The sequence below is a fragment of the Pseudomonas sp. KK18 genome, assembly GCF_037094675.1.
Taxonomy (GTDB): domain Bacteria; phylum Pseudomonadota; class Gammaproteobacteria; order Pseudomonadales; family Pseudomonadaceae; genus Aquipseudomonas.
Genome location: NZ_CP146605.1, coordinates 4,383,803 through 4,410,173, shown reverse-complemented (window position 1 = coordinate 4,410,173; position 26,371 = coordinate 4,383,803). Strand labels below are relative to the sequence as shown.

The 26,371-nt window shown below is 62.1% G+C and carries 20 protein-coding genes; 13 read left to right on the top strand and 7 right to left on the bottom strand.

From position 1 onward, the window contains the following. The first annotated feature begins 33 nt into the window (after window positions 1-33). The 3 genes from V6607_RS19955 to V6607_RS19945 are packed head-to-tail and all read left to right on the top strand — an operon-like array spanning window position 34 to window position 2,298. Window positions 34-1,038 carry an aldo/keto reductase gene (locus V6607_RS19955; RefSeq protein ID WP_003219721.1) on the top strand — a complete coding sequence of 335 codons (1,005 nt, stop codon included), beginning with the start codon at window positions 34-36 and terminating at the stop codon, window positions 1,036-1,038. 16 nt (window positions 1,039-1,054) lie between these two features. Next, window positions 1,055-1,852, top strand: a complete 798-nt coding sequence (locus V6607_RS19950) for an SDR family oxidoreductase (protein WP_134326904.1) — start codon at window positions 1,055-1,057, stop codon at window positions 1,850-1,852. A gap of 29 nt (window positions 1,853-1,881) precedes the next feature. Next, window positions 1,882-2,298: an SRPBCC family protein gene (locus tag V6607_RS19945; protein WP_008435964.1), complete on the top strand. Its 417-nt coding sequence runs from the start codon at window positions 1,882-1,884 to the stop codon at window positions 2,296-2,298. Between the two features lie 126 nt (window positions 2,299-2,424). Here the strand turns inward: V6607_RS19945 and V6607_RS19940 are convergent, their stop codons facing one another. Together V6607_RS19940 and V6607_RS19935 are read right to left on the bottom strand one after the other, a co-directional pair. Beyond that, window positions 2,425-3,822, bottom strand: coding sequence for a HAMP domain-containing sensor histidine kinase (locus tag V6607_RS19940; protein WP_008435962.1), 1,398 nt, complete (start codon window positions 3,820-3,822; stop codon window positions 2,425-2,427). Further along, the gene (locus V6607_RS19935; RefSeq protein ID WP_003219726.1) at window positions 3,800-4,483 is read right to left on the bottom strand and encodes a response regulator transcription factor; all 684 of its coding nucleotides are present in this window, start codon (window positions 4,481-4,483) and stop codon (window positions 3,800-3,802) included. The genes V6607_RS19940 and V6607_RS19935 overlap by 23 nt, the downstream gene beginning before the upstream one ends. Before the next feature lie 368 nt (window positions 4,484-4,851). On the opposite strand from V6607_RS19935, the gene V6607_RS19930 reads away from it, so the two are divergent. From V6607_RS19930 to V6607_RS19910, 5 genes are all read left to right on the top strand, one after another. After that, complete coding sequence (locus V6607_RS19930; protein ID WP_003219728.1) at window positions 4,852-5,757, top strand: hypothetical protein; 906 nt, start codon at window positions 4,852-4,854, stop codon at window positions 5,755-5,757. A 297-nt stretch (window positions 5,758-6,054) separates the two neighbouring features. After that, complete coding sequence (locus V6607_RS19925; RefSeq protein WP_134326903.1) at window positions 6,055-6,399, top strand: hypothetical protein; 345 nt, start codon at window positions 6,055-6,057, stop codon at window positions 6,397-6,399. A 96-nt stretch (window positions 6,400-6,495) separates the two neighbouring features. Continuing rightward, entirely contained in the window at window positions 6,496-7,734 is a 1,239-nt protein-coding gene (locus V6607_RS19920) for a TolC family protein (RefSeq protein WP_134326902.1), read from the top strand. Next, window positions 7,727-8,998, top strand: coding sequence for an efflux RND transporter periplasmic adaptor subunit (locus V6607_RS19915; protein ID WP_134326901.1), 1,272 nt, complete (start codon window positions 7,727-7,729; stop codon window positions 8,996-8,998). The genes V6607_RS19920 and V6607_RS19915 overlap by 8 nt, the downstream gene beginning before the upstream one ends. After that, entirely contained in the window at window positions 8,995-12,108 is a 3,114-nt protein-coding gene (locus V6607_RS19910; RefSeq protein WP_134326900.1) for an efflux RND transporter permease subunit, read from the top strand. Before V6607_RS19915 ends, V6607_RS19910 begins: the two co-directional genes overlap by 4 nt. 102 nt (window positions 12,109-12,210) lie before the next feature. Here V6607_RS19910 and V6607_RS19905 read toward each other — a convergent pair whose 3' ends face one another. Beyond that, entirely contained in the window at window positions 12,211-13,326 is a 1,116-nt protein-coding gene (locus V6607_RS19905) for a Gfo/Idh/MocA family oxidoreductase (protein ID WP_134326899.1), read from the bottom strand. Between the two features lie 427 nt (window positions 13,327-13,753). Between V6607_RS19905 and V6607_RS19900 the strand changes: the two genes are divergently transcribed. The 5 genes from V6607_RS19900 (at window position 13,754) to V6607_RS19880 (ending at window position 19,098) form a co-directional block, all read left to right on the top strand. Then, window positions 13,754-14,794 carry a YCF48-related protein gene (locus V6607_RS19900; RefSeq protein ID WP_003211203.1) on the top strand — a complete coding sequence of 347 codons (1,041 nt, stop codon included), beginning with the start codon at window positions 13,754-13,756 and terminating at the stop codon, window positions 14,792-14,794. A 15-nt stretch (window positions 14,795-14,809) separates the two neighbouring features. Further along, entirely contained in the window at window positions 14,810-17,185 is a 2,376-nt protein-coding gene (locus V6607_RS19895) for an RND family transporter (protein ID WP_003211205.1), read from the top strand. A 118-nt stretch (window positions 17,186-17,303) separates the two neighbouring features. After that, window positions 17,304-17,600 (top strand): DUF5629 family protein, encoded by a 297-nt coding sequence (locus tag V6607_RS19890; protein WP_003211207.1) that lies wholly within the window; start codon window positions 17,304-17,306, stop codon window positions 17,598-17,600. After that, complete coding sequence (locus tag V6607_RS19885) at window positions 17,587-18,762, top strand: lactonase family protein (RefSeq protein WP_134326898.1); 1,176 nt, start codon at window positions 17,587-17,589, stop codon at window positions 18,760-18,762. The genes V6607_RS19890 and V6607_RS19885 overlap by 14 nt, the downstream gene beginning before the upstream one ends. A 156-nt stretch (window positions 18,763-18,918) precedes the next feature. Beyond that, window positions 18,919-19,098 (top strand): hypothetical protein, encoded by a 180-nt coding sequence (locus tag V6607_RS19880; RefSeq protein ID WP_003211212.1) that lies wholly within the window; start codon window positions 18,919-18,921, stop codon window positions 19,096-19,098. Between the two features lie 131 nt (window positions 19,099-19,229). Here V6607_RS19880 and V6607_RS19875 read toward each other — a convergent pair whose 3' ends face one another. From V6607_RS19875 to yegQ, 4 genes are all read right to left on the bottom strand, one after another. Next, window positions 19,230-19,823, bottom strand: coding sequence for a glutathione S-transferase (locus V6607_RS19875; protein ID WP_134326897.1), 594 nt, complete (start codon window positions 19,821-19,823; stop codon window positions 19,230-19,232). After that, window positions 19,820-23,458, bottom strand: a complete 3,639-nt coding sequence (locus V6607_RS19870) for an AAA family ATPase (RefSeq protein WP_134326896.1) — start codon at window positions 23,456-23,458, stop codon at window positions 19,820-19,822. The genes V6607_RS19875 and V6607_RS19870 overlap by 4 nt, the downstream gene beginning before the upstream one ends. Continuing rightward, window positions 23,455-24,696, bottom strand: coding sequence for an exonuclease SbcCD subunit D C-terminal domain-containing protein (locus V6607_RS19865; protein ID WP_134326895.1), 1,242 nt, complete (start codon window positions 24,694-24,696; stop codon window positions 23,455-23,457). Before V6607_RS19865 ends, V6607_RS19870 begins: the two co-directional genes overlap by 4 nt. Window positions 24,697-24,904: 208 nt before the next feature. After that, window positions 24,905-26,224 carry a tRNA 5-hydroxyuridine modification protein YegQ gene (gene yegQ, locus V6607_RS19860; protein ID WP_023658943.1) on the bottom strand — a complete coding sequence of 440 codons (1,320 nt, stop codon included), beginning with the start codon at window positions 26,222-26,224 and terminating at the stop codon, window positions 24,905-24,907. Window positions 26,225-26,371 lie beyond the last annotated feature (147 nt).

The window sequence follows — 26,371 nt, the reverse complement described above, 5'->3', positions numbered from 1 at the left end:
CAGCGACCTTGAACAATCTTGAGGATTTACCCCATGAGCTTGAAAGACAAACTGCCCGGCGTGCTGGGTTTTGGCACCGCCCCCTTGGGCAACATGTTCCGTGCGATTCCTGAAGAGGAGGCGCAAGCCACCGTCGAAGCAGCCTGGAACCAGGGCGTGCGTTACTTCGACACCGCCCCGTTCTACGGCTCGGGCCTCTCGGAAATCCGCCTGGGCCAGGCCCTGTCCAAGTACAACCGTGACGACTACGTGCTCAGCACCAAGGTCGGCCGGGTGATCCTGGATGAAGTGGAAGAAAGCGCCCGCGACCTTGGCGAGAAAAGCGGCGTGTTTGAACATGGCCGGCCGAACAAGATGGTCAACGACTACAGCGCCGATGCCACCCTGCGCTCCATCGAAGACAGCCTCAACCGCCTGCAAACCGACCGCCTCGACATCGTGTGGATTCACGACATCGCCCAGGATTTCTACGGCGATCAATGGCTGGACTACTTCAATCAGGCGCGCACCGGTGCTTTCAAGGTGCTGACCCGCCTGCGTGAAGAAGGCGTGATCAAGGCCTGGGGCCTGGGCGTCAATCGGGTCGAGCCTTGCGAGTTGACCCTGGACCTGGCCGAAGCCCAGCCCGACGGTTTCCTGCTTGCCGGTCGCTACACCTTGCTCGACCATGAACGCGCCTTGCAGCGCTTGATGGATGCAGCCCAGGCGCAGAACGTCGAGATCGTGGTCGGTGGCCCTTACAGCTCCGGGATCCTGGCGGGCGGCGCACATTTTGAGTACCAGAAAGCCAGCCCGGCGATCATCAGCAAGGTCGAGCAGATCAAGGCGATTGCCGCGGCCCATGGCGTGAGTGTGAAAGCCGCTGCACTGCAATTCTCCCTGGCTCACCCGGCAGTGGCCGCAGTGATTCCGGGTGCCAGTCGTCCGGGGCGCATTGCTGAAGACGTCGCGGCGTTGTCAGAGAAGATTCCCGCAGCCTTTTGGCAGGCCCTGCGCGAGGCCCGATTGATTTCGGCCCGTGCACCGTTGCCGCTCTAACCACAGGAACGCGAACATGAAAATTGATATCAGTGGCAAAGTCGCAATCGTCAGTGGCAGCACCGCCGGCATAGGCCTGGGCATCAGCCAGGCGCTGGCGCAATCCGGCGCTACGGTGGTGTTGATCGGGCGTGAATCGGGCAAGGTCGACGAGGCGCTGGCGACCATTCGCCAGGCCGTGCCCGGCGCGGATCTGCGTGGGCTGGTGGCGGACCTCGGTACGGCCGAGGGCGCTGAAAAGCTGTTCGCCGCCGAGCCGCGCGCCGACATCCTGGTGAACAACCTCGGGATCTTCAACGACGTCGATTTCTTCGACGCCCCCGACAGCGAGTGGACGCGTTTCTACGAGGTCAACGTGATCTCCGGTGTGCGTTTGTCGCGGCATTACACGCCGGGCATGGTCGAGCAGGGCTGGGGCCGGGTGATCTTTGTGTCGTCGGAATCCGGGGTGGCAACGCCGGCTGACATGATCAATTACGGCGTGACCAAAAGCGCCAACCTGGCGGTGTCCCATGGCTTGGCCAAACGCCTGGCGGGCACCGGGGTGACGGTCAATGCGATCCTGCCGGGGCCGACCTTTACCGATGGCCTGGAGCACATGCTCAAGGACGCCGTGGCCAAGTCCGGGCGCAGTGCGCGGGACGAGGCGGATGTGTTTGTGCGCAATGCGCGGCCGACGTCGATCATCCAGCGCGCAGCGAATGTGGATGAAGTGGCGAATCTGGTGGCGTACATTGCTTCACCGTTGTCCTCTGCCACCACCGGTGCCGCGTTGCGGGTCGACGGCGGTGTTGTCGACAGCATGGCGATCTGATTTTTCTTGAATGGTTTGGAGTGTTAATCGTGGCAAAAGCATCTGCTGTTATTGAAATCCCGGTTTCGGCCGAACAGGTTTGGCAATTGGTCGGCGGCTTCAATTCGCTGCCGGACTGGCTGCCCTTTATCGTCAAGAGCGAGCCGAGTGAAGGCGGGCGCGTGCGTCATCTGCAAACGGCGGATGGTGGTGTGGTGGTGGAGCGGCTGCAACGCTTTGATAACGCGGCGCGTACTTACAGCTACTCCATCAGCGAGTCGCCGTTTCCGGTGAGTGAGTATTTGGCGACGTTGAAGGTTGAGGCGTTGACGGACAGCACCGCCAAGGTCACCTGGTCGGGTGTGTTTACCCCGGTGGCCGGTGTGACGGATGCGGCGGTGGAGGAGTTGTTTACCGGTGTCTACAGCGGCGGGCTGGATGCGTTGCGCGGTAATTTTCCGGGCTGAATGAAGATCAAATGTGGGAGCGGGCTTGCTCGCGAATGCGGTGGATCAGTGCCAGATGGGTTGACTGACACTCCGCATTCGCGAGCAAGCCCGCTCCCACATTGGTTTTGTGGTGTTCTTCAGGCTTCAGGCTTCGGGCATCAGTTGTTGGCGGCATTCGAGGATCAGCTTCGCGCCGCCTCGTTCGCTGCTGCCGACTTCCAGTTTGAAACCGTGCAGGTTGATGATCGCGGCCACAATCGACAGCCCCAAGCCAAACCCGCCTTGCTGTTGATTGCCTTCGTCCACCCGGTAAAACCGCTGGAACACTGCCGCACGTTCAGCTGCGGGAATCCCGGGGCCGGAGTCGAGGACTTCAATGCGGGTGCTGCCGGCATCGTTCACGCCGCGCAAAATCACTTCGCCGCCCGGCGGGGTGAACTTGATCGAGTTGCTCAGCAGGTTGGCCAGGGCTTCGAACAGCAGCGCGCGGTCACCAGTGATCCAGGGCAATGAGTCCGGCACTTGCAGCAGCAATTCCATCTCGCCTTCTTCTGCCAGGGGCAGGTAGAAGTCGTGGAGTTCCTGCAGCAAGGGCAGGGGATCAAGCACCAGGAAGCCCGAGCGGCGCTGATGGTCTTCCAGTTCGGAAATCCGCAGCAGGCCGCGAAAACGCGCCATCAAGGTGTCGGTCTCGGCGATGGCCGCGTCCAGTTGCAGGGCGTGGGGCGCGTCTTCATCAGCCTGTTGCTGGATTCGGTACAGCTGCGCCCGCAGGCGTGTGAGCGGGGTGCGCAGGTCGTGGGCGATGTTGTCGCACACGCCCTTGACCTCGTTCATCAGCTTCTCGATACGGTCGAGCATCGCGTTGACGATGGCTGCCAGCATGTCCAGTTCGTCGCGTCGGTCGGACAATGGCAAACGGTGGGTCAGGTCGCCGGCCACGATGGCTTCGGCACTCGCCTGGATCCCGCGAATCCGCCGCAACGGGCGCCGCCTGAGCAGGTGCCAGCCGGCCGCGCCGGGAATGATCGTCAGGGTGATCCCCCACAGCAAGGCGTGCAGGATGATCCGCGTCACGCCGAACAGCGAGCCGTTGGCCCGCACCAGGATCAGCCAGCGGCCGTCTTCGGTGTGGGTGGCCACGGCGTCGCAGCTGTCGCGCGGCAGTTTCGGGTCGTCGGAGTCGATGCAGTTGGCCAGGGCGTGGATGTGCCCGTCCATTGGCAGGTCGGGCGGTATCACGCGGATCGGGCCGCTGATGGGGTTGAACTGATTGTCGAACAGGCCGTAGGCGTCAACGCCCTTCATGTCGAAGGTCATGCTGGTGGTCAGGGCTTCCACCAGCTCTTCGCCGTCAAACCGCTGGAACAGGTGCTGGCGCTGCATCAGGGAGTGGCGCGAGAGGTCGCCCAGGTAACCGGACACCTCGTAGTACAGCACGCCCATGAGGATGCAGCTCCAGGCCACGAACAACGAACTGTAGAGCGCCAGCAGCCGGCTGCTGGAAGAGCGCCAGCCTTTAGAGGGGTTCAGCAATGACATACCCGGAACCTCGTACCGTGCGGATCAGCGGCGTGAGGCCCGGCGGGTCGATTTTTTTGCGCAGGCGACCGATGTGCACGTCGATCAGGTTGGTGCCCGGGTCGAAGTGATAACCCCAGACTTCCTCGAAGATCATCATCCGCGAGAGGATTTGCCCGGTGTTGCGCATCAGGAATTCCAGCAGTTTGTATTCGGTCGGCAACAGGCTCAGGGGCTGTTCGGCACGGCTGGCTTCACGGCTGATCAGGTTCAGTTCCAGATCCGCCACGCGCAAGGCAGTTTCGAACTCCTTGACCGTGCTTTTGCGCCGCAGCAGCACTTCGACGCGGGCGGCCATTTCGTCGGAGGCGAACGGTTTGGTCAGGTAGTCATCACCACCGGCCCGCAGGCCACGTACCCGTTCATCCACATCGGAGAGGGCGCTGATCATCAGGATCGGCGTGGATACGCCGATGGTGCGCAGGGTGGTGACGATGGCCAGGCCATCCAGTTCCGGGAGCATGCGGTCGAGGGTGATCAGGTCGTAATCACCGCTGACGGCACGGACCAGGCCTTCGCGGCCATTGTCTACCCAGTCTACGTCCAGTCCATGGCTACTCAGCTCGGCAACGATCTCGCGGGCCGTTACGGCGTCGTCCTCGATGGTCAAAATGCGGGTCATAAGGATTACCTGGTGAGCGATTCACACTGAAGTGCGGGCATTTTGCCAAGAAATGATAGCCCGCTTCCTAAATAAAAATTTATGTAGGCACAAACGACACAATTCACCATAACCCGCTGAATCTGAACGAACGCTGTGTGTGTAGGATTTTTTGCATGCCATGGGGGGCGTACGGGTTATTTCCTACGAGGAATGCAATACGCCCGCCGCTCCGGGCCATTTCTTGCAAGTTGCATGGTTCAAATTAGTTCAACTTAATTAAGCTGTTGAAATATATGAAGTTTTAATTTTCGAGCTTCTGGCACGTCGCCTGCACTGTCCCTTTTGAGACTTGTAACACTATTTTTCATGCCTGGAGCAAAACAACAATGATTACATCCTCATCCACGCTGCAAGAGTCGAGCACGCTCTCCGGGGTTTCCTGGGGCGCGATCTTTGCCGGGGCCGCTGCCGCGGCTGCGCTGTCCTTGATTCTGGTACTGCTGGGCTTCGGCCTGGGCTTTTCGGCGGTGTCGCCGTGGGCCGACAGTGGCATCAGCGCCAAAGGGCTTGGCATTTCTACCATTGTCTGGCTGGCGGTTACGCAAATCATCGCGTCGGGGATGGGCGGTTACATCGCCGGTCGCCTGCGGGTGAAATGGGCCAATATGCACGGCGATGAGGTGTACTTTCGCGACACCGCCCATGGCTTCCTGGCCTGGGCCGTGGCGACATTGGTGACGGCGGTGCTGATCGTCGGTTCGGTCAGCAGTGTGGTCAGCGGTGGTGTGAAGGCCGGTGCCAGTGTGGCCTCGGGTGCCGTCAGTGGCATGAGCCAGGTGGCTGGCGCTGCCTCCAAGGGCGAAGACTTTGGCTACTACGTCGACAGCCTGTTCCGTGATGATCGCCCGGCCGCCGTCAGTGATGACGCGGTGCATGGTGTGGTCGCTCGCATCTTCGCTCGTACCGTGAGCAACAATGGTCAGCTGGCACCTGAAGACCGTGCGTACCTTGCACAGTTGATCAGCCAGCGGACCAACCTCAGCCAGGCCGATGCCGAGGCGCGTGTTGACCAGGTCTATGGCCAGGCTCAAAAAGCTCTGGATGACGCCAAGTTGAAAGCCAAGCAGGCTGCCGACACGGCTGCAAAAGTGGCTGCCTACACGTCGCTGTGGACCTTCGTGGCGCTGTTGATCGGTGCGTTTTTTGCCAGCCTCGCTGCAACCTTTGGTGGTCGTCGCCGGGATGCCGTGGTGTATCTGGAAACCACTCCCCACACCACTTCCGTTCGTTAATTCAAGGAGAACGTCATGCGCTCATTACTGCTGTTTTTCCTCGGTGTGCCTATCCCGGTCATTATCCTGATCGCGATCTTCATGCACTGATCCTCAGGCTTGCTCGGTCCCCATGTGGGAGCGGGCTTGCTCGCGAAAGCGGTGTATCAGTCACATATGGATTGGCTGATACACCGCTTTCGCGAGCAAGCCCGCTCCCACATTTTGTTTTGTGTCGTTGCTGCATTCCGGGCGAAGGCGAAATCTCCGGATTTTGTTAATTGTTGCTTAACCGCCTTTTGGCTAAGCTCCCGTCCCATGAGCCGCTATCTGCGTTTTTTCCTGGTGCTGATGTTGAGTCTTGCGCTTCCCCTGACCGGGATGGCGGGTGTGCCGTCGAGCACCGAGCCGTGCCCGATGCAGATGTCCGACATGCAGATGATGAGCGACATGGCCCCTGACTGTTGCCGGGACGGCGCAGCCGCCGATCACAGCAAAAGCTGCAAGCCCGGCCAGGAGTGCAAGACCGGCGGCATGCTGCAATTGTCGATGCCGGTGCTCAAGGCCCCGGTAACTGCCTCCAATGCGCTGGTCGTCAGCGTCTCTTCCGACTTCATTCCCGACCGTACGCCGTCCGGCGTCTGGCGCCCGCCCCGTAGCTGAATCCTGTTGCACCTGAAGACTCGTCCCTGAACCGGGACGGCCTTGCTGTGGGCCGCGTAAAGCGGTGCGCAGCGCAACAGAACAGGACACTTCAAGATGAATTTCCTATGCGTGCGTGCCCTGGTGATGGGCGTGCTGGCGTGGCCGACGCTGGCGTCTGCGCTGACCCTGGATGAGGCCTTGCGCCTGGCGCAAAACAACGCGCCGTCGCTGACGGCTGAATCCTCCAAATTGCAGGCCGCGACCCAGGCGGCGATTCCGGCCGGCGAACTGCCGGACCCGAAACTGGTCGTCGGCCTGCAGAATTTCCCCATTGGCGGGCCCAATCGCGGCACGCTGTATGGCGATGACATGACCGAACAAATGATCGGCATCCAGCAACAAGTGCCCAGCCGCGACAAGCGCAAGGCACGGGTTGAGTTGGCGTCGGCCAGCGTGGACACGGCTGCCGCCGAAGGCCGGATCGAGCGCTTGAATGTGCGTCAGGCCACCGCCCAGGCGTGGATTCGCGCCTATGCGGTGGAGCGTAAAGAGGCGCTGTTCAAGGACTTCTATCAGCAAAATCGCCTGCTGCAAGACACCGTGCGTGCGCAACTGGCCGGCGGTCGCGGGCAGCCTTCCGACGTCGTGATCCCGAAGCAGGAAGCGGCTGACCTGGCCGAGCGCGAGGATGAGCTGATCCAGCAACGCGCCCAGGCCCGGGCGGCCCTCAAGCGCTGGATCGGCCCGGCCGCCAGTGAAGCTCCCAGCGGGCAATTGCCGAACTGGAAAATCGACACCACCGGCTTCACCCACAACCTGCACCAGCACCCGGTTCTGCAAGCCTTTGCACCGCGCACCCGCGAGGCCGAAGCCCGGCTGAACGAGGCCAAGGCGCAAAAGACCTCGGACTGGAGTTGGGAAGTGGACTACCAGCACCGAGGCCGTGAGTACGGCGACATGGTCAGCCTGCAATTCACCTTCGATTTGCCGATCTTCCCCGGTCGCCGACAAAACCCCGGTATCGCCGCCAAGCAGGCCGAACTCGACCAACTGGACGCCGAACGCGAAGCCAAGACGCGTGAACATACCCAGGAACTCGAAGACGACCTGGCCAACTACCAGCGCCTGGACCGCGCCGTGCAGCGCAGCCAGGACAGCCTGGTGCCGCTGGCCGAGGAGAAATTGTCGCTGAGCCTGGCGGGGTATCGCGCGGGCAAGGGCGACCTGATGAGCGCGGTCAGCGCCCGCCGCGAGTGGGTCGAGGCGCGCTTCAAACAGATTGACGCCATTGAGCAGCGTGCCCTGACCGGCGCCCAGCTGTATTTTGCTTACGGGGAACCCGCCAATGAATAACCGAATCGTGAATATGGCCCTGTTGGGCGGCGTCCTGCTGCTGGGTCTGGGTGGCGGCTATTGGCTGGCGCAGATGCGCGAGGCACAGCCGGTCACGGCCGGGACGATGCAGGCGCCGGACGAGAAAAAGGCGCTGTACTGGTACGACCCGATGTACCCGCAGCAAAAATTCGACAAGCCGGGCAAGTCGCCCTTCATGGACATGCAACTGGTGCCGCGCTACGCCGGTGGCGCCGAGGAGAGTGCGGCGATTCAGATCGACCCCAGCCTGACCCAGAACATCGGCGTGCGCCTGGCGAGCGTCAGCCGTGGGGTGCTGGCGTCGAGTCTTGAGCTGTCGGGAATCCTCGCCTTCAACGACCGCGATGTGGCGGTGGTGCAGGCGCGCGCTGCGGGATTTGTCGAGCGGGTTTACGCTCGTGCGCCGGGGGATGTGCTCAAGGCCCAGGCGCCCCTGGCGGACATTCTGGTGCCCGAATGGGCCGCCGCGCAGGAAGAGTTCCTTGCTCTGCGACACAGCGATCCAGGTTTGTTGGCTGCCGCCCGCCAGCGTCTGCGCTTGAGCGGAATGCCTGCCGGGTTGATCACGCAGATGGAGCGCAGCGGCCGGGTGCAATCGGTGATGACCATCACCACCCCGCTGGGCGGCGCGTTGCAAACCCTCGACGTACGCGAAGGCATGACCGTCGCGGCGGGTCAAACCCTGGCGCGGGTCAATGGCCTGGGCACCGTGTGGCTGCAGGTCGCCGTGCCTGAAGCCCAGGGCGCCGCGCTGGCCGTTGGGCAAACGGTCGAGAGCCGTTTTGTCGGGTTGCCGGGACAAGTCGTCAAAGGCACCGTCGCCGCGATTCTGCCGGCAACTGCCATGGACAGCCGCACCGTGCAGGTTCGGGTCGAACTGCCCAACCCTGACGGTATGTTGCGCCCCGGTATGACCGCCCAGGTGCGCCTGGCCCAATCCAGCGGCCAATCGGTGCTGTTGCTGCCGAGCGAGGCGTTGATTCGCACCGGCAAACGCGTGCTGGTGATGGTGGCCGAGGAGGGCGGGCGATATCGCCCGGCAGAAGTCCAGGTAGGTGCAGAAAATCAGGACAACACCGTCATCCTCGCCGGCCTGCAGGAAGGCCAGCAGGTGGTGGCCTCCGGTCAATTTCTGCTGGACTCCGAAGCAAGTTTGAAGGGAATTACCACTCAATCGTCCGGCGGTTTTTCAGATGAGGGGGCCATGGACGGCATGAGCATGCAACCGGGAGCCCGGCCATGATCGCCCTGTTGATTCGCTGGTCGGTGGCCAACCGCTTTTTGGTGTTGTTGGCGACTTTATTCGTGACGGCCTGGGGTTTGTGGTCGATCCAGAACACCCCGGTGGACGCCTTGCCGGACCTGTCGGATGTGCAGGTGATCATCCGCACGCCGTACCCGGGCCAGGCCCCGCAGATTGTCGAGAACCAGGTCACTTACCCGATGACCACCACCATGCTCTCGGTGCCGGGGGCGAAGACCGTGCGTGGCTTTTCGTTCTTCGGCGACAGCTATGTTTACGTGCTGTTCGACGAAGGCACCGACCTGTATTGGGCGCGCTCGCGGGTGCTGGAATACCTGAGCCAGTTGCAGGCGCGTTTGCCGGCATCGGCCAAGCCGGCGCTGGGCCCGGATGCCACCGGTGTCGGCTGGATCTACCAGTACGCGCTGGTGGACCGCACCGGAAAACACGACTTGGCGCAACTGCGCTCGTTGCAGGACTGGTTCCTCAAGTTCGAGCTCAAGACCCTGCCCAATGTCGCCGAAGTGGCGACCATCGGCGGCCAGGTCAAGCAGTACCAGGTGCAGATCGACCCGCTGGCCCTGGCCAGTCGCGGCATCACCCAGGCCCAGGTGGTGGAAGCCATCGGCAAGGCCAACCAGGAAACCGGCGGTTCGGTGCTGAACATGGGTGAGTCGGAATACATGGTGCGTGCGTCCGGCTACCTGAAAACCCTGGAGGACTTTCGCGGCATTCCCCTGCGGCTCGACACCCACAACGTGCCGGTGACCCTTGGGGATGTGGCGACGATCCAGCTGGGCCCGGACATGCGCCGGGGCATCAGTGAACTGGATGGCGAAGGCGAGGCGGTGGGCGGCGTGGTGATCCTGCGCAGCGGCAAGAACGCCCGCGAGGCCATCGCGGCGGTCAAGACCAAGCTGGAGCAACTGCAAACCAGCCTGCCGCCCGGGGTGGAAATCGTCACCACCTACGATCGCAGCAAACTCATCGATCGCGCCGTGGACAACCTCAGCCACAAGCTGCTCGAAGAGTTCCTGGTGGTGGCGCTGGTGTGCGGGATCTTCCTGTGGCACCTGCGCTCCTCGCTGGTGGCGATCATTTCGTTGCCGGTGGGGGTGTTGATTGCCTTTATCGTCATGCGCTTCCAGGGCATCAACGCGAACATCATGTCCCTGGGCGGGATTGCGATTGCCATCGGCGCGATGGTCGATGGCGCGGTGGTGATGATCGAGAATGCCCACAAGAAAATCGAAGCCTGGCACCACGCGCATCCGAACCAGGAATTGAAGGGGGAGGCGCATTGGAAGGTCATCACCGATGCAGCAGTGGAGGTGGGGCCGGCGTTGTTTTTCTGCCTGCTGATCATCACCTTGTCGTTTATCCCGGTGTTCACCCTGCAAGCCCAGGAAGGCCGCTTGTTCGGGCCGCTGGCCTACACCAAGACCTATGCCATGGCCGCTGCGGCGGGGTTGTCGGTGACCCTGATCCCGGTGCTGATGGGCTACTGGATTCGCGGGCGTATTCCCGATGAGCAACGCAACCCGCTGAATCGCGGCCTGATCAAACTCTACCAACCGGCCCTCGGCGCGGTGTTGCGCTGGCCGCGCATGACCATGCTGGTCGCGCTGCTGATGGTCGCCAGTGCGCTATGGCCGGTGTCGCACCTGGGCGGTGAATTCCTGCCGCCGCTGGATGAGGGTGACCTGTTGTATATGCCGTCGGCGTTGCCTGGTTTGTCGACGCAAACTGCCGGCGCATTGCTGCAACGTACAGACCGCTTGATCAAGAGCGTGCCGGAAGTCGCCCACGTGTTTGGCAAGGCCGGCCGCGCGGAAACCGCCACCGACCCGGCGCCGCTGGAAATGTTCGAAACCACCATCGAGTTCAAGCCGCGAGACCAATGGCGGCCGGGCATGACCCCGGAAAAACTGGTGAAGGAACTCGACCGGGTGGTGCAGGTGCCGGGGCTGACCAACATCTGGATTCCGCCGATCCGCAACCGCATCGACATGCTCGCCACCGGGGTCAAAAGCCCGATCGGCGTCAAGGTCGCGGGTTCCAGCCTGATGGACATCGACGCCGTGACCCAGGCCGTGGAAAAGGTTGCCAAGACGGTGCCCGGCGTCAGCTCGGCGCTGGCGGAACGCCTGACGGGCGGGCGCTACATCGACGTGGATATCGACCGCCCGGCCGCCGCGCGTTATGGCCTGAACATCACCGATGTGCAGTCCATTGTCTCCGGGGCGATTGGCGGGGAAAACATCGGCGAGACCGTCGAAGGCTTGGCGCGGTTTCCCATCAACCTGCGCTACCCGAAAGAATGGCGCGACTCGGTGAGCGCGTTGAGCAACCTGCCGATCTATACGCCGTCGGGCAGCCAGATCACCCTGGGCACCGTGGCCAGGATCAAGGTCAGCGAAGGCCCGCCGATGCTCAAGAGCGAAAACGCCCGGCCTTCCGGCTGGGTGTACATCGACGTGCGCGACCGCGACCTGGCGTCGGTGGTGAAGGACTTGCGTGAAGCGATCAACCAGAACGTGCAACTGCAACCGGGCATGAGCCTCAGCTACTCGGGGCAGTTCGAGTTCCTGGAGCGGGCCAATGAACGCCTGAAACTGGTGGTGCCGGCGACTTTGCTGATCATCTTCGTGCTGCTGTACCTGACGTTCCGGCGGGTGGATGAGGCGCTGCTGATCCTCGCCACGTTGCCGTTCGCGCTGACGGGTGGGGTGTGGTTGCTGTACTGGCTGGGCTTCAACCTGTCGGTGGCGACGGGTGTTGGATTTATCGCGTTGGCGGGGGTGTCGGCGGAGTTTGGCGTGATCATGCTGCTGTATTTGAAAAACGCCTGGGCCGAACGCCAGGGAGGAGGGGACCAGGCCCTGCTGGAAGCCATCACCGAAGGTGCCGTATTACGCGTGCGGCCCAAGGCGATGACCGTGGCCGTAATCATCGCCGGCTTGCTGCCGATCCTTTTAGGCGGCGGCACCGGCAGCGAAGTCATGAGCCGGATTGCCGCGCCCATGATTGGCGGCATGCTCACAGCGCCCTTGCTCTCCCTCTTCGTCATCCCGGCGGCATATAGGCTAATGCGCAAATCCAAAAGCTAACGACAATCAAATGTGGGAGCGGGCTTGCTCGCGAAAGCGGTGTGTCAGTCGCCAGATGCCGTGGCTGACCCACCGCGTTCGCGAGCAAGCCCGCTCCCACATTTAGACCTCATTCAGCCTGACCCACCGCTCCTCCTTGGCCGCCACCCGAATCGCCGTGGCCAACCGCTCAATCTCCCAAGCCGCCGCAAAATCCGTCCCGTCACTGCCCTTGCCGGCCAACGCCATCACCAACTCATGCACCTCCAGCGTCTTCAACTCGTTGTACCCCAACTGATGCCCCGGCGCCGGACTGAACGCCGCATACCCTGGCAACGAAGGCCCCGCCAACACCCGCTGAAACCCCTCCTGCCCAACCCGAAACAGCTGCAATTCATTCAACCGTTCCTGATCAAACGACAACGTGCCCCGCGTGCCACTGATCTCAAAGCTCAGGTGATTCTTATACCCATGCTTCAGCCAGCTACTGCTCACCGTCCCCCGTGCCCCATTGGCAAACCGCAACAACGCATGCACCTGGTCATCCACCGCAATCTCCCGCAGCGTCTCACTCCCGGCGGTGGCAGGCCGCTGCCCGTGCACCGTTTGCGTATCGGCACACACACTCACCACATCCCCCACCAAATAGCGCGCCATGGACAGTAAATGGCTGCCCAGATCCGCCAACGCACCGCCGGCATGTCCCACCTCACAGCGCCACGACCACGGCGACGCCGAATCCGCCATGAAATCCTCGCTGAATTCCCCCTGAAAACTGATGATTTCCCCCAACTCACCGCGGGCGATCAACTGCCGGGCCAAACCAATCATCGGGTTGTGCTGATAGTTGTAACCCACCCGCGTCACCACCCCGGCCTTGCTCGCCGCATCACGCATCGCGGCCGCCTGCTCCAGGCTCACCGCCAGCGGCTTCTCGCAATACACCGCCTTGCCTGCCGCCAGTGCAGCCATGGCCATGGGGTAGTGCAAATGGTTGGGAGTAGTGATGGCGACAACATCCACCTTGGGATCGTCAATCAACTGCTGCCAGTCGCCATGGGCCTGGGCAAACCCCCAGTCATTGGCGCAGCGTATTGCGCGCTCGGTATCGGCATCGGCCAGGGCGGCCAGCGTGAGCTTCACCGGCAGCTCGAACACCGCCCGCGCATTATTGAACGCCAAGGCGTGGGCACGCCCCATAAAGCCTGTACCAATCAGGCCGATTCCGAGTTCGCGCATAGCCGGGTTCCTTCGAATTATTGTATTGAGAAGCCTATTTATGGAATAAATATTCCCAAAACTCAACACATAGAATAAAAATTCATTCCAAGGCCCACACCTCACCCGTGGCGAGGGAGCTTGCTCCCGCTGGGCTGCGCAGCGGCCCCAAAAAGCGTAGGAGCGCTGCGCACTCCAGCGGAAGCAAGCCCCCTCACCCCAACAGCCCCCCTCCACGGATCACCGCCGCTGATAGCACTACATTCAGCACCGACCCAAACCCCTCCAGTTAACAAAACATAACGTAGCGCCGATTGTCAGACGATTCCAAAGCCCGCTAGGATGGCCCAGCTTGCCCAAGGCGCTCTAGATTGCAGGTTTCAGGGCTCCCCGCGGCAAGACGACCTAACAATAATAAATGGGAGAAAGGTCTATGAGTGAGCCTGTCATGGGTGTGGTGTTTTTCCGCCCGAAGGCCACGCGCAGGGTCGCATTGCTGGCCACAGCGCTCTCGTTGCTGGGGGTTGTCGCGTTGTCGACACCGGCCCATGCCGCCACAGAAACCACCGCCGCCGCGGTGTTCGCCATTGACTCCCCCAAGGCCGCCAAAAGCCTGATGATCGACGTGGTCCACGCAGGCAAGCGCCTGGTCGCGGTCGGTGATCGCGGGCACATCCTCTATTCCGACGACCAGGGCGCCACCTGGACTCAAGCCAAAGTCCCCACCCGGCAACTGCTGACCGCCGTATTTTTCGCCGACGACCAACACGGCTGGGCGGTGGGCCATGACGCACAGATCCTCGCCACCACCGACGGCGGCGTTACCTGGACCCAACAATTCCAGGACCTCAAGCGCGAAGCACCGCTGCTCGACGTCTGGTTCAAGGACGCCAGCAACGGCTTTGCCGTGGGTGCCTACGGTGCGCTGATCGAAACCACCGACGGGGGCAAGACCTGGGACGACGTCAGCGACCGCCTCGACAACGAAGACCAATACCACCTCAACGCCATCGCCCAGGTGAAAGATGCCGGGCTGTTTATCGTCGGTGAGCAGGGCAGCATGTTCCGCTCCCATGACGAGGGGCAAACCTGGGAAAAACTCGAAGGCCCCTACGAGGGCTCGCTGTTCGGCGTGATCGGCACCGCCCAGGCGCAGACGCTGTTGGCCTACGGCCTGCGTGGCAACCTGTTCCGCTCCACGGATTTTGGCAGCACCTGGGAGCCGGTGGAGCTGAACGCCACTCGTGGCGCGCTGGAATTCGGTTTGTCGGGGGCGACCCTGCTGGACGACGGTTCCATCGTGGTGGTGGGCAACGGTGGCAGCGTGGTGGTCAGCCACGACGACGGCCTGACCTTCAGCGTATTCAATCGCCCGGACCGCATTTCGCTGTCGGCGGTCACCGCGGCGGGCAACGGCAACTTGATTCTGGCGGGGCAGGGCGGCGTTCGCGTGGCCAGTCCAACCGGCGCCGAGCCGACAAAACAATAAGAAGGCGGGGACACAATGAGCAGTCATCACAACGACAAGGCCACGTTTCTCGAGCGCCTGATTTTCAATAACCGCCCGGCAGTCATCACGATCTGCCTGCTGGTGAGTATTTTCCTGTTCTGGCAGGCGACGTTGATTCGCCCGTCCACCAGCTTTGAAAAAATGATCCCCCTCCAGCACCCCTTCATCGAGAGGATGATGGAGCACCGCAACGACCTGGCGAACCTGGGCAACACGGTGCGCATTTCGGTGGAGGCCAAGGACGGTGACATCTTCACGAAGGAGTACATGGAGACCCTGCGCCAGATCAACGACGAGGTGTTCTACATCTCCGGCGTCGACCGCTCCGGCCTCAAGTCCCTGTGGAGCCCCAGCGTGCGCTGGACCGAAGTTACCGAAGAAGGCTTTGCCGGCGGTGAAGTGATCCCGCAGAGCTACAACGGCTCGCCGGAAAGCCTCGACCAGTTGCGCAACAACGTGCTGAAGTCCGGGCAGGTCGGACGGTTGGTGGCCAACGACTTCAAGTCGAGCATCGTCGACATTCCGCTGCTGGAGTCCTATCCGGACCCACAGGACCAGGGCAAGCTGCTGGCCCTGGACTACCGTAAGTTCTCCCATGAGCTCGAAGACAAGATCCGCGACAAGTTCGAAGCGCAGAACCCCAACGTCAAGATCCACATTGTCGGTTTTGCCAAGAAGGTCGGCGACCTGATCGACGGCCTGGTGATGGTGGTGATGTTCTTCGGTATCGCCTTCGTCATCACCCTGGTGCTGCTGCTGTGGTTTACCAACTGCCTGCGCAGTACCGTCGCGGTGTTGAGCACCACGCTGGTGGCGGTGATCTGGCAGCTCGGGCTGATGCATGCCCTGGGTTTCGGGCTGGATCCCTACTCGATGCTCGTGCCGTTCCTGATCTTCGCCATCGGTATTTCCCACGGCGTACAGAAGATCAACGGCATCGCCCTGCAATCCAGTGATGCCGACAACGCCCTGACCGCGGCCCGGCGTACCTTCCGCCAGCTGTTCCTGCCGGGCATGATCGCGATCCTCGCCGATGCGGTCGGTTTTATCACCCTGTTGATCATCGATATCGGCGTGATCCGCGAGCTGGCAATCGGTGCTTCGGTGGGTGTGGCGGTCATCGTGTTCACCAACCTGATCCTGCTGCCGGTGGCGATCTCCTATGTCGGCATCAGCAAACGCGCCATCGCCAAGAGCAAGAAGGATGCGCACCGCGAACACCCGTTCTGGCGCCTGCTGTCGAAGTTCGCCAGCCCCAAGGTCGCGCCGGTGTCGATTGCCCTGGCGCTGATCGCCTTTGGTGGCGGCCTCTGGTACAGCCAGAACCTGAAGATCGGTGACCTCGACCAGGGTGCACCGGAACTGCGCCCGGACTCGCGATACAACAAGGACAACAATTTCATCATCAACAACTACTCCACCAGCTCCGACGTGCTGGTGGTGATGGTCAAGACTCCGCCCGAAGGCTGCTCGCGGTATGAAGCCATGGCGCCCATCGACCAGTTGATGTGGAAGATGCAGAACACCGAAGGCGTGCAGTCGGCCATCTCGCTGGTGACCGTGTCCAAGCAGATGATCAAGGGCATGAACGAGGGCAACCTGAAATGGGAAACCCTGTCGCGCAACCCGGACGTGCTGAACAACTCCATTGCCCGTGCCGATGGCCTGTATAACAACAACTGTTCGCTGGCGCCGGTGCTGGTGTTTCTCAACGACCACAAGGCCGAAACCCTCGACCGCGCGGTGCATGCAGTGCAGGACTTCGCGAAAGAGAACAACAAGGACGGCCTGGAATTCATCCTCGCCGCCGGTAACGCCGGGATCGAGGCGGCCACCAACGAGGTGATCAAGGAGTCCGAGCTGACCATCCTGATCCTGGTGTACCTGTGCGTGGCCACCATGTGCATGATCACCTTCCGCTCGTGGGCGGCGACCCTGTGCATCGTGCTGCCGCTGGTGCTGACCTCGGTGCTGGGCAACGCGCTGATGGCGTTCATGGGCATCGGTGTCAAGGTCGCGACCTTGCCGGTGGTGGCGCTGGGGGTGGGGATTGGCGTGGACTACGGCATCTACATCTACAGCCGCCTGGAGAGTTTCCTGCGGGCCGGCCTGCCGTTGCAGGAAGCCTATTACCAGACGCTCAAGTCCACCGGTAAAGCCGTGCTGTTCACCGGCCTGTGCCTGGCAATCGGCGTATGCACCTGGATCTTCTCGGCCATCAAGTTCCAGGCCGACATGGGGCTGATGCTGACCTTCATGCTGCTGTGGAACATGTTCGGCGCGCTGTGGCTGCTGCCGGCGCTGGCACGCTTCCTGATCAAGCCCGAGAAGCTGGCGGGGCAGAAGGGCAATTCGCTGTTCGCCCACTGATCCAACGCTGTTTGCCAAAACGCCGTGGCCTGTGCCACGGCGTTTTGCATTGCGCGGGCTTAGGCCGATGCAACGATTTGACCTATCATGAGGTCTTTCCTCTTGATGATTGATGGTTATGACTGCCGACACCGCTACCTTGCCCGACGCTTTTGAAGACTGCCAGATGGTCGAAATCGATGGCCTGCACAGCTTCGATTTCAGCCTGGATGACCAGACGTTATCGATCATCTGCATGGACGGTCGCGTCGAGAAGCGCTGGAGTTTCACCCTGGAGCAAGTCAAGGCGGCGACCTTTGATCAAACCCTGCAAAGCTGGACACTTACCGATGACAAGGGCGAACACCGCCTGGTCTGCATGAGCGGCGTCACCGGCAACAATAATGACGAGGATGAAGCGGATGATGATGCGTAAATTCTGGCCCCTGCTGATGGCCGGCAGCGTAGGCGCAATGTCGGTCCAGGCTGCGCCGGTGGACACCTATGAGTTGCTGGTGGGCAGCTACACCGCCGGCACCAGTGAAGGTATCTACCGCTTGCAGTTCGACAGCCGTACCGGGCAGTTCAACGGCCAGCCGGTGCTCGCCGCCAAGGCGGCCAACCCGTCGTGGCTGACCCTGTCCAAGGACCAGAAGCACCTGTTTGTGGTCAACGAAAACGGCCCGGGCCAAAAAGACCCGGTGGGGCGCGTCAGCAGCTACAGCATCGACCCGAAGAACCATCAACTGACCCTGATCAACCAGGTGCAGAGCCTGGGCAACGAGCCGACCCATTCCAGCCTGGCCAGTGATGGGCGCTATCTGTTCGTGGCCAACTATTCGGTGCTGGAAGATCCGGGAGGAAGCCTCGCGGTGTTGCCGGTAGATGCCCAGGGCAAGCTGTCGCCGCCGGTGCAGTTGAGCGGGCACCCGGCCAGCCGGGTCAACCCGGAGCGTCAGGCGTCCAACCACGTGCATTCGGTGGTGTCTTCGCCGGACGGCAAATACGTGTTTGTCCAGGACCTGGGGGCGGACAAGATCTTTGCCTACCACTACGACCCCAAGGCCAACCATGAACTGCCGCTGACCCCGGCCGACCCTGCGTTTGTGCAATTGCCACCGGGCAGCGGCCCGCGGCACCTGCTGTTCACCGCAGACGGCAAGCACGCGTGGCTGACCACCGAGATGAGCGCGCAAGTGGCGGTGTTCGACTACAACGATGGCAAGCTGACCCAGAAGCAACTGGTCAACTTCGCGGATGGCCAGCCGGTGTCCGACAAGGCCGGTGCTGCACTGCACACCTCAAGCGACGGCAAGTTCCTCTACGTGAGCAACCGTGGCACCGCCAACCAGATGCTGGTGTTTGCCATCGATTCGGCCACTGCGCAGCTCAAAGAGATCCAGCGCCGATCGGTGGAAGGTGACCATCCCCGGGAGTTCGCCCTGGACCCCAGCGGCAAGTTCCTGCTGATCGCCAACCAGAAGAGCAACGAGATTGTGGTCGTCGAGCGCGATCCCAAGACCGGTCTTTTGGGCAAAACCGTGCAGAAACTGGCGATTGATGCCCCCAGCGACCTCAAGTTCCTGGTGCGGCAATAAGCCACAGGCCCCGCAGTGCGGGGCCTGACTTGTTGTATTAATACTATTAATAGCGGCTAGTGTTTCAATGAATTTCTAAGGCTAACCCCTCGGGCGTAAGTTTGGTTCCAAGGCCAACACAGGCCACCAAGCCAACCGAACACAAGGGTTACCGACATGAACTTCAATCTTTTCTCGATCATCGCCGCTTCCGCTGTTTCCGCCACCGTAGCGTTGCCAGCCAGCGCCAGTGTTGAAATCAGCAGCAAAAAAACCAGCACCAGCGCCTACACCCAGAAATACCTGCAACAAAGCGCCAACTTCTATGCAGCGCTGGACCACAAAATCCAGAACTGATCTTGAAGCTGATGAAGATCAAATGTGGGAGCGGGCTTGCTCGCGAAAGCGCCGGGTCAGTCTATACATGGGCTGACTGATACACCGCCTTCGCGAGCAAGCCCGCTCCCACATTTTGTCCTGCGACAGTCTCAGGTTTTTGCCATCACGGCGATGAACAACGGCGATTCCAGGAAGCGTTGCAACCAGCCCTGCAATCGCGGATAGGGCGCCTGGCCAAACCACTCCCGATCCACATGGGCAAACTGCCGCACAAACGGTGCAAGTGCCACATCCGCCAGGCTCAAATGCCCGGCCAGCAAATACTCCCGCTCCGCCAGCAACCCCTCCAGCTTCATCAAAAATACCTCACCCTCGGCCCGATAATGCTCCATCGGATACTCCGGATAGCGCTCGGCATACTTGTATCGATTCAATTGATGTTTGAAGCCCTGATCATTCTCTTCAATCAGCGCCTGCGTCGCCCGATCATCCCCAAGCAACCAACCCTCAGGATCGTTCTGTGCCAGTGCCCAGCGCATGATCGCCAGGCTTTCATCGATCACCCGGCCATCCACGCTCAGCACCGGCACCGTGCCTTTGGGTGACAACGCCAGCATCTCCGCCGGCTTGGCCTTGAGGCTGACCTCGATGATCTGCACCGCCACCCCTGAATACCGCAGGGCCATCCGCGCCCGCATTGCATAGGGGCAACGGCGGAACGAATACAACACGGCCTCGCTCACTTGACCTCCAGGGTGCTCAAGCCATTGCCCTGGCGCTTGACCTGAATCTGCACCGGAATCCGCTCGTGCATTTCCTGCACATGGGAAATCACCGCGACCTTGCGGCCCTGGGCCTGCAAGCCGTCGAGGGCGTCCATCGCCAGTTGCAGCGACTCGGGGTCGAGACTGCCGAAGCCTTCGTCGATAAACAGCGACTCGATCTTCAACGTGCTCGACGCCATCGACGCCAGGCCCAAGGCCAGGGCCAGCGACACCAGGAACGTCTCGCCGCCGGACAACGAGTGCACCGAACGCAGTTCGTCGCCCATCTCCGTGTCGAGTACCAGCAGGCCGAGCATGCTGCCGCCGCGCTTGAGGCGGTAGCGGCGCACCAGTTGGCGCAGTTGGACGTTGGCGTGGTGCACCAGCAGGTCGAGGTTGTAGGCCTGGGCGATCTTGCGGAAGGTATCGCCGGTGGCCGAACCGATCAGTGCATTCAGGCGTGCCCAGCGTTGCCATTCTTCGTAGGCCTTGGCGATCTCTGCTGCCAGCGCCTGGTTGGCATCCTGGCGGCGCTGGTCGTCAGCCTGGCGGGCACGCAGTTCGGCGCAGTCTTTTTCGCCAATGGCCAACGCGGCGTTGAGTTCGGCCAGGGCGTCGTCCAGCTGCTCGGCTTCAAGGTTGCCGTTGTGCAGCGCCTGGTGATCCTTGAGCCGTTGTTCGCGCTCCTGCAGCAACACCTTCGCCTGTTCGACCGCTTTTTCGCTGTGTTGCAGTTGCTGGCGCAGTTCGGCCACCTGCGGTTCATCGAAGCCCACCAGCCGTGCCAGGCCTTCGTCATCGAGCTCCGGGTGCAAGGCGCGCCAGTCGTTCAGGCGCGTGCTGAGGGCCAGGTGCTCGGTGTCCAGGGATTGTTGGCGCTCTTGCAGCGACTTGAGGTCGGCAGCCAGTTGGATCAACTGGTTGCGGGTGTCCTGCAACTGCTGGTTGGCCTCGCTCTCATGCTGGCGAGCCTGCTCGACGGCCTGGTCCAGCTGCTGTTGCCAGTGCTCGGCGCTGGGTTTTTCGCCCAGCAGGCCGGCGAGCTTTTCCTCGGCCGCGTGTTGCAGGGCGCTCTGTTCGGCGAGCTGTTTGTGCAAAGTCTCCAGCTGCTGCTGGCGGTGTTGCTGGCGGTCCTGCTCTTTCTCGATGGCTTGCTGGCGCTGTAGCTGCTCGGCCAATTCTTCCTTTTGGTTGTCGAGCTGTTCCAGGCGCTGGCTGACCTGCTGGTCGAGCAACATGAAGGTCGCCGCCGGCTCGCTGCGCAGGCCTTCGAGGGTCTCGGTGGGGAGCAGGCTGGCGAAGGCGTTGAGTTCTTCGTCCAGGCGTTCGCGGTCGTTGGACAGTTCCCGTTGCTGGTCGATCAGTAACTGGCGCGCCTGTTGGCTGGCGTCCTGGGCGGCTTGCAGTTGTTGCTGCAAACGCCCGGCGTTCTGTTGCAGGTTGAGCAGGGCGCCCTGGCGTTGCTCGTCCTGGGTGAGGCTCTGGCTGAGCTGGCTCAGTTGCTGGGCGAGCCAGGCGTCGCGCTTGGCCGCGTCCTGGTTGAACAGCGAGGCCGACAGCGGATGGGCTTCAAGGCTTGGCAGCAAGGCCTGCAACTGGCTGGCGAGTTGCTCCTGTTGTTGCAGGAATTCCTTTTGCTGGGCGATCAGGCCGCCCACTTCGCCACGCAGGTCAGTGAGTTTTTCCTTGAGCACATCCACGGCTTGCTGCGCGTTGGCTTCTTCGCTTTCGTCGTGGCGGGTCAGGCTTTGCAGCATGGCTTCGGGCTGGTGATACGGGTGCTCGACGCTGCCGCACACCGGGCACGGCTGCTCATCCTGCAGCTGGCCGCGCAATTCCTCGACGCTGGCACTGCGGGCCAGGCGCTGGCGCTCCAGCAGTTGCTTGGTGACGGTCAGGGTCTGTTCGGCGACGGCCAACTCGGCCTTGGCCTGCAAGCCGCTCTGGTTCAACAGTTCGCGTTGTTGCTGGGCGAGGGTCTGCTTTTGCGTCAGGGCCTGGCTCTGGCTGTCGAGTTGCTGATGGCTGTTCCACAGCCGCGCCAGGTCCTCAAACGCGCGATGTTGCTTGCGGTTGTCCTGGAGCAGGCTGCCGAGCAACTGGATCTGTTCGGCCACTGCATGGGGTTCGGCGCCGGCTTCGTGGTACAGCAGGTCAAGGGCTTCGCGTTGCTCGGTCCATTTTTCACCGAGACGGGTGGCGCGCTCTTCCAGTTGTGGCAGTTCGGCCTGGCCTTTATTGAGGCGATTGCCGATCAGCATCAGCTGTTGCAAGCGGTCGCGGTAGGCGCTCCAGGCCTCACTCAACGGCGCGAGGGCGGCGCTGCGTTCAAGCTCTGCGGCGAGCCGGTGCAGGCGCTCGGCGACAACTTTCTGCTTGTCGAGCAAGCCGGTCAACGTCGCCTGGCCTTCCACGCAGGCAGCTTCACCCAGCTGTTTCTCTTCGCTGCGTTTGGCCAGTTCGCGGGTCAAGTGGGCGAGGGTGGTTTGCTCCTCGAAGGCCTGGCGCAGCAAGGGCACAGCGTCGGCTTGCTGCTTGAGGGCCTGGGCGAGGGCGGCTTGCACGTCGGCCTGTTGCTGTTGCAGTTGGGTCTGGCGGGTGTGCAACGCGGTTTGTTGCTCAAGGTGCTGCTGGATCTGCGCGGCAAGGGGCTGCAGCTGCGTGGTCAGTTCGGCCTGGCGGGCGAAGTGGTGACGTTGCGGCGCCAGTTGTTCCAGGCGGCTGAGGTCCAGGCGCTGCGGGCCCTGGCTTGCCCAGTGTTGCTGGGCCTGTTGCAGTTGCTCGACCGCACTTTGTTGGCGCTCCTGCCACTCTCGCAGTTCCTTCAGCCAGGTGTGCTGCAACTCGAGTTGCTTGAGTTGCGCCTGCTGGGTCTTGAGCTGTTGCTGTGCGGCGGCCAGTTGTGCGTCGAGTTCGGCGCGGGCCTCGGGGGCCAGCGGGGTGACGCCGGTGGCCTGGTCCTGCAGGTGTTTGTGGGCGTCCCGGGCGTCCTTGGCCTTGTCGAAGGCGCGGCGACCGAGTTGGGTGTAGAGCGCCGTGTCGGTGAGCTTTTCCAGCAGTTCGCTGCGCTCGTTGTCGTTGGCCTTGAGGAACGCGCTGAACTCACTTTGCGCGAGCAACACCGCGCGGGTGAACTGCTCGAAGTTCAGGCCCAGGGCCAATTCCAGCTGGGTCTTGTATTCGGTTTTCTGGCTGGCCAGCAGTTGCTCGCTGTCCAGGTCGATCAGGCTTTGCCGGCTGGCTTGCAGCTTGCCGCTGGCCTTGTCCCGGGCGCGGTTGGCTTCCCAGCGGGCGCGGTAGCGACGGCCACTGACGCCGACAAAATCCACTTCGGCATAACCGCCGCCAGTGCCCCGGCGAATCAGGGTGCGTGGGTCACCGATGGAAATATCGGTGTCGGCATCCGGCATTTTTGCCTGGCCGGTATCGCCCAGGCGCGGCACGGCGCCAAACAGCGCCAGGCACAGCGCATCGAGCAAGGTACTTTTGCCGGCGCCGGTGGGCCCGGTAATCGCGAACAGCCCGGCGCTGGCCAGGGGCTCGGCGGTAAAGTCGATTTCAAACGGACCCGCCAAAGAGGCGAGGTTTTTCAGGCGAATGGCGAGGATCTTCATGGCTGTTCGCCCTCCTGTTGTACTTCCTGGAGCAGCACGGCGAAGTCCTTCAGGGTCTGTTCGTCCACTTCACTGCCGTAGCTTTCCTGCCAGGCGCGGCTGAACAATTCCTGGGGTGTGAGCTGATCAAGTTCGATCAGGCGGTCTTCCTGACTGTCTTCGCGGCTGCCCGCGCCTGCGTATTCAGCGGCGATGCGCACCAGGCGCACGGCCTTGCCTTGCAGGGCGTTTTCCACTTGCTGGCGCAGGTCGGGTTGCGGCTCGTCGAGGCGCACCCGCACTTCCAGCCAGGGTTGGCGCTGGGTTTCGGCCAGCAGGTCGATGTCGGGCAGCTCGGCCAGTTGCTTGAGGATGTCGGCCAGGGGCGCGGCTTCCAGGCGTTGCAGGTTGACCGAGCGCGGGATCAGGCGGGATTCGACGCTGACCAGGGTTTCGCCGTCCAGTTGCACGTCAAGGATCTGGTGCTGGTAGCCAATTTCCGAAAACGACAGTGGAATCGGCGAACCACAGTAGCGAATACGCTCCTCGCCATTCACCCGCTGGGGTTTGTGCAAATGGCCGAGGGCCACGTAGCTGACGCTGGCATCAAACAGGCTGGCGGGCAGCGCTTCGGCATTGCCGATGATCAGGCTGCGCTCGGAATCTTCCGACACTGAACCGCCAGCCATGTGCGCATGGCTGATGGCAACCAGCGCCTGGCCCGGCTGGCGTTTGGCGTTGGCGGCGGCGATGAGCCACTCATGAACCTGGCCGATGCCCCGCAGGTAATCGTCCCCCAATTGCGCGCCGGTCACTTCGGCCGGGCGCAGGAAGGGCAGGGCCAGGCACCAGCCGGCGATTTCACCGTCGGCACCGGGCAATGGAATCAGCAGGCGTTCGACATCCAGTTGTCCGTCATCCAGCCACAGCACCCGGCCCAATGCGTGGGTGCGCAGGCGGCGCATCAACGGTGCCGGCAGTTCGATGCGCGAGCCGGAGTCGTGGTTGCCGGCGATCATCACGATGGTCAGTGCAGGGTTTTGCTCATGGGCGCTGATGATGAAGTCGTACAGCCGCTCCTGGGCCTTGAGTGGCGGGTTGACCGTGTCGAAAATATCGCCGGCGATCAACAGCACGTCAGGGCGATGCAGGCCCAACTGGCCCAGCAGCCAGTCGAGGAAGCAGGTGTGTTCGAAGTCGCGTTCCTGGCCGTGCAGGTTTTGCCCAAGGTGCCAGTCGGAGGTATGAAACAGACGCAAGGCGATCTCCGTAAAAAAGAGGGTGACCGCTCAAGACAAGGTGGCGGTACGCAGAACCGCCAATTCTACTTTGCAAATGAACCTAGTGCGCGTACGCCCTGCTTTTTGTGGTGAGGAGCTTGCGGTGGTGAAGGAGAGTGCTGTGGTGAGGGAGCAAGCTCCCTCACCACAGCAAGCTGTCTCACACTCATTGAGGTGTCTGGCGAAGTTAAACGTCGCGCATCAAAAGGCCGAAACGCAGGTCCATCTCCGCCGGGATCGGCAAATACACCGTATGCCCGTCGCCCGGCGCCACCGCGATGGCCTCGCCCTTGGCGTTGTGCAATGAGCCCAGGTCAAAGTGGAAATTCCCCGCCGGGGTCATCAGTTCCAGGTGATTGCCCACGGCAAAACGGTTCTTGACCTTGACCTCGGCCAGTTCGCCGCGCCGTTCACCGGTCAGTTCGCCGACGAACTGCTGGCGTTCGGACACCGAGCTGCCGTTCTGATAGTTCTGATACTCATCGTGCACGTGCCGGCGCAGGAAACCCTCGGTGTAGCCGCGCTGGGCCAGGGATTCGAGGTTGGTCATCAAGCCCCGGTCAAAGTCGCGCCCGGCCACCGCGTCATCAATCGCCTGGCGATATACCTGGGTGGTGCGGGCGCAGTAAAAGTGGGATTTGGTGCGGCCTTCGATCTTCAGCGAATGCACGCCCATGCGCGTCAGCCGCTCGACGTGCTGCACCGCCCGCAGGTCCTTGGCGTTCATGATGTAGGTGCCGTGTTCATCTTCGAAGGCGGGCATCTGTTCGTCGGGGCGATTGGCCTCCTGCAGCAGGAACACCTGGTCGGTGGGCGCACCGAGGCCCAGGGTCGGCTCGGGCGCATAGTGCTGCACGATGTCGCCGACCGCGTTTTCCACCGCCGGCGTCGCCTGGTATTTCCAGCGGCAGGCGTTGGTGCAGGTGCCCTGGTTGGCATCCCGCTTGTTCATGTAGCCCGACAGCAGGCAGCGCCCGGAATAGGCCATGCACAGCGCACCGTGCACAAACACTTCCAGCTCCATGGCGGGGACTTGCTGGCGAATCTCGTCGATTTCCTCCAGCGACAACTCCCGCGACAGGATGATCCGGCAGATGCCCTGCGCCTGCCAGAATTCGACGCTGGCCCAGTTCACCGTATTGGCCTGCACCGACAGGTGGATCGGCATGTGCGGGAAGTGCCGGCGCACCAGCATGATCAGGCCCGGGTCGGACATGATCAGCGCATCCGGGCCCATGGCGATCACCGGGGCAAGGTCCTTGAGGAAGGTTTTCAGCTTGGCGTTGTGAGGCGCTATGTTGACCACCACATAGAACCGCTTGCCCTGGGCCTGGGCTTCCTGGATGCCGAGGGCGAGGTTGGCGTGGTCGAACTCGTTATTGCGCACCCGCAGGCTGTAGCGCGGTTGCCCGGCGTAGACGGCATCGGCACCGTAGGCAAAGGCATAACGCATGTTTTTCAGGGTGCCGGCGGGGGCGAGCAGTTCGGGGGCGATAACGGGAGGCATGGGTTCGGGTCGCAAAAGGGCGGCAGGGTAGCCGGGCCGGGTGCGCAGTTTATTGATCCAGGTCTAATAAGTAGGGCACTCGCGGGATTTGCAGTGGACTAAACATCAAGGCGCACATGAGCGCCTGGTGTTTTAGACATGGACCGG

Coding starts and splice junctions, on each gene's coding strand:
- V6607_RS19905 (WP_134326899.1), bottom strand. CDS start 13,326: ATGCGCGAACTCGGAATCGGCCTGATTGGTACAGGCTTTATGGGGCGT.
- V6607_RS19900 (WP_003211203.1), top strand. CDS start 13,754: ATGGGTGTGGTGTTTTTCCGCCCGAAGGCCACGCGCAGGGTCGCATTG.
- yegQ (WP_023658943.1), bottom strand. CDS start 26,224: ATGCCTCCCGTTATCGCCCCCGAACTGCTCGCCCCCGCCGGCACCCTG.
- V6607_RS19885 (WP_134326898.1), top strand. CDS start 17,587: ATGATGATGCGTAAATTCTGGCCCCTGCTGATGGCCGGCAGCGTAGGC.
- V6607_RS19935 (WP_003219726.1), bottom strand. CDS start 4,483: ATGACCCGCATTTTGACCATCGAGGACGACGCCGTAACGGCCCGCGAG.
- V6607_RS19895 (WP_003211205.1), top strand. CDS start 14,810: ATGAGCAGTCATCACAACGACAAGGCCACGTTTCTCGAGCGCCTGATT.
- V6607_RS19925 (WP_134326903.1), top strand. CDS start 6,055: ATGAGCCGCTATCTGCGTTTTTTCCTGGTGCTGATGTTGAGTCTTGCG.
- V6607_RS19870 (WP_134326896.1), bottom strand. CDS start 23,458: ATGAAGATCCTCGCCATTCGCCTGAAAAACCTCGCCTCTTTGGCGGGT.
- V6607_RS19955 (WP_003219721.1), top strand. CDS start 34: ATGAGCTTGAAAGACAAACTGCCCGGCGTGCTGGGTTTTGGCACCGCC.
- V6607_RS19915 (WP_134326901.1), top strand. CDS start 7,727: ATGAATAACCGAATCGTGAATATGGCCCTGTTGGGCGGCGTCCTGCTG.
- V6607_RS19920 (WP_134326902.1), top strand. CDS start 6,496: ATGAATTTCCTATGCGTGCGTGCCCTGGTGATGGGCGTGCTGGCGTGG.
- V6607_RS19880 (WP_003211212.1), top strand. CDS start 18,919: ATGAACTTCAATCTTTTCTCGATCATCGCCGCTTCCGCTGTTTCCGCC.
- V6607_RS19940 (WP_008435962.1), bottom strand. CDS start 3,822: ATGTCATTGCTGAACCCCTCTAAAGGCTGGCGCTCTTCCAGCAGCCGG.
- V6607_RS19950 (WP_134326904.1), top strand. CDS start 1,055: ATGAAAATTGATATCAGTGGCAAAGTCGCAATCGTCAGTGGCAGCACC.
- V6607_RS19890 (WP_003211207.1), top strand. CDS start 17,304: ATGACTGCCGACACCGCTACCTTGCCCGACGCTTTTGAAGACTGCCAG.
- V6607_RS19930 (WP_003219728.1), top strand. CDS start 4,852: ATGATTACATCCTCATCCACGCTGCAAGAGTCGAGCACGCTCTCCGGG.
- V6607_RS19910 (WP_134326900.1), top strand. CDS start 8,995: ATGATCGCCCTGTTGATTCGCTGGTCGGTGGCCAACCGCTTTTTGGTG.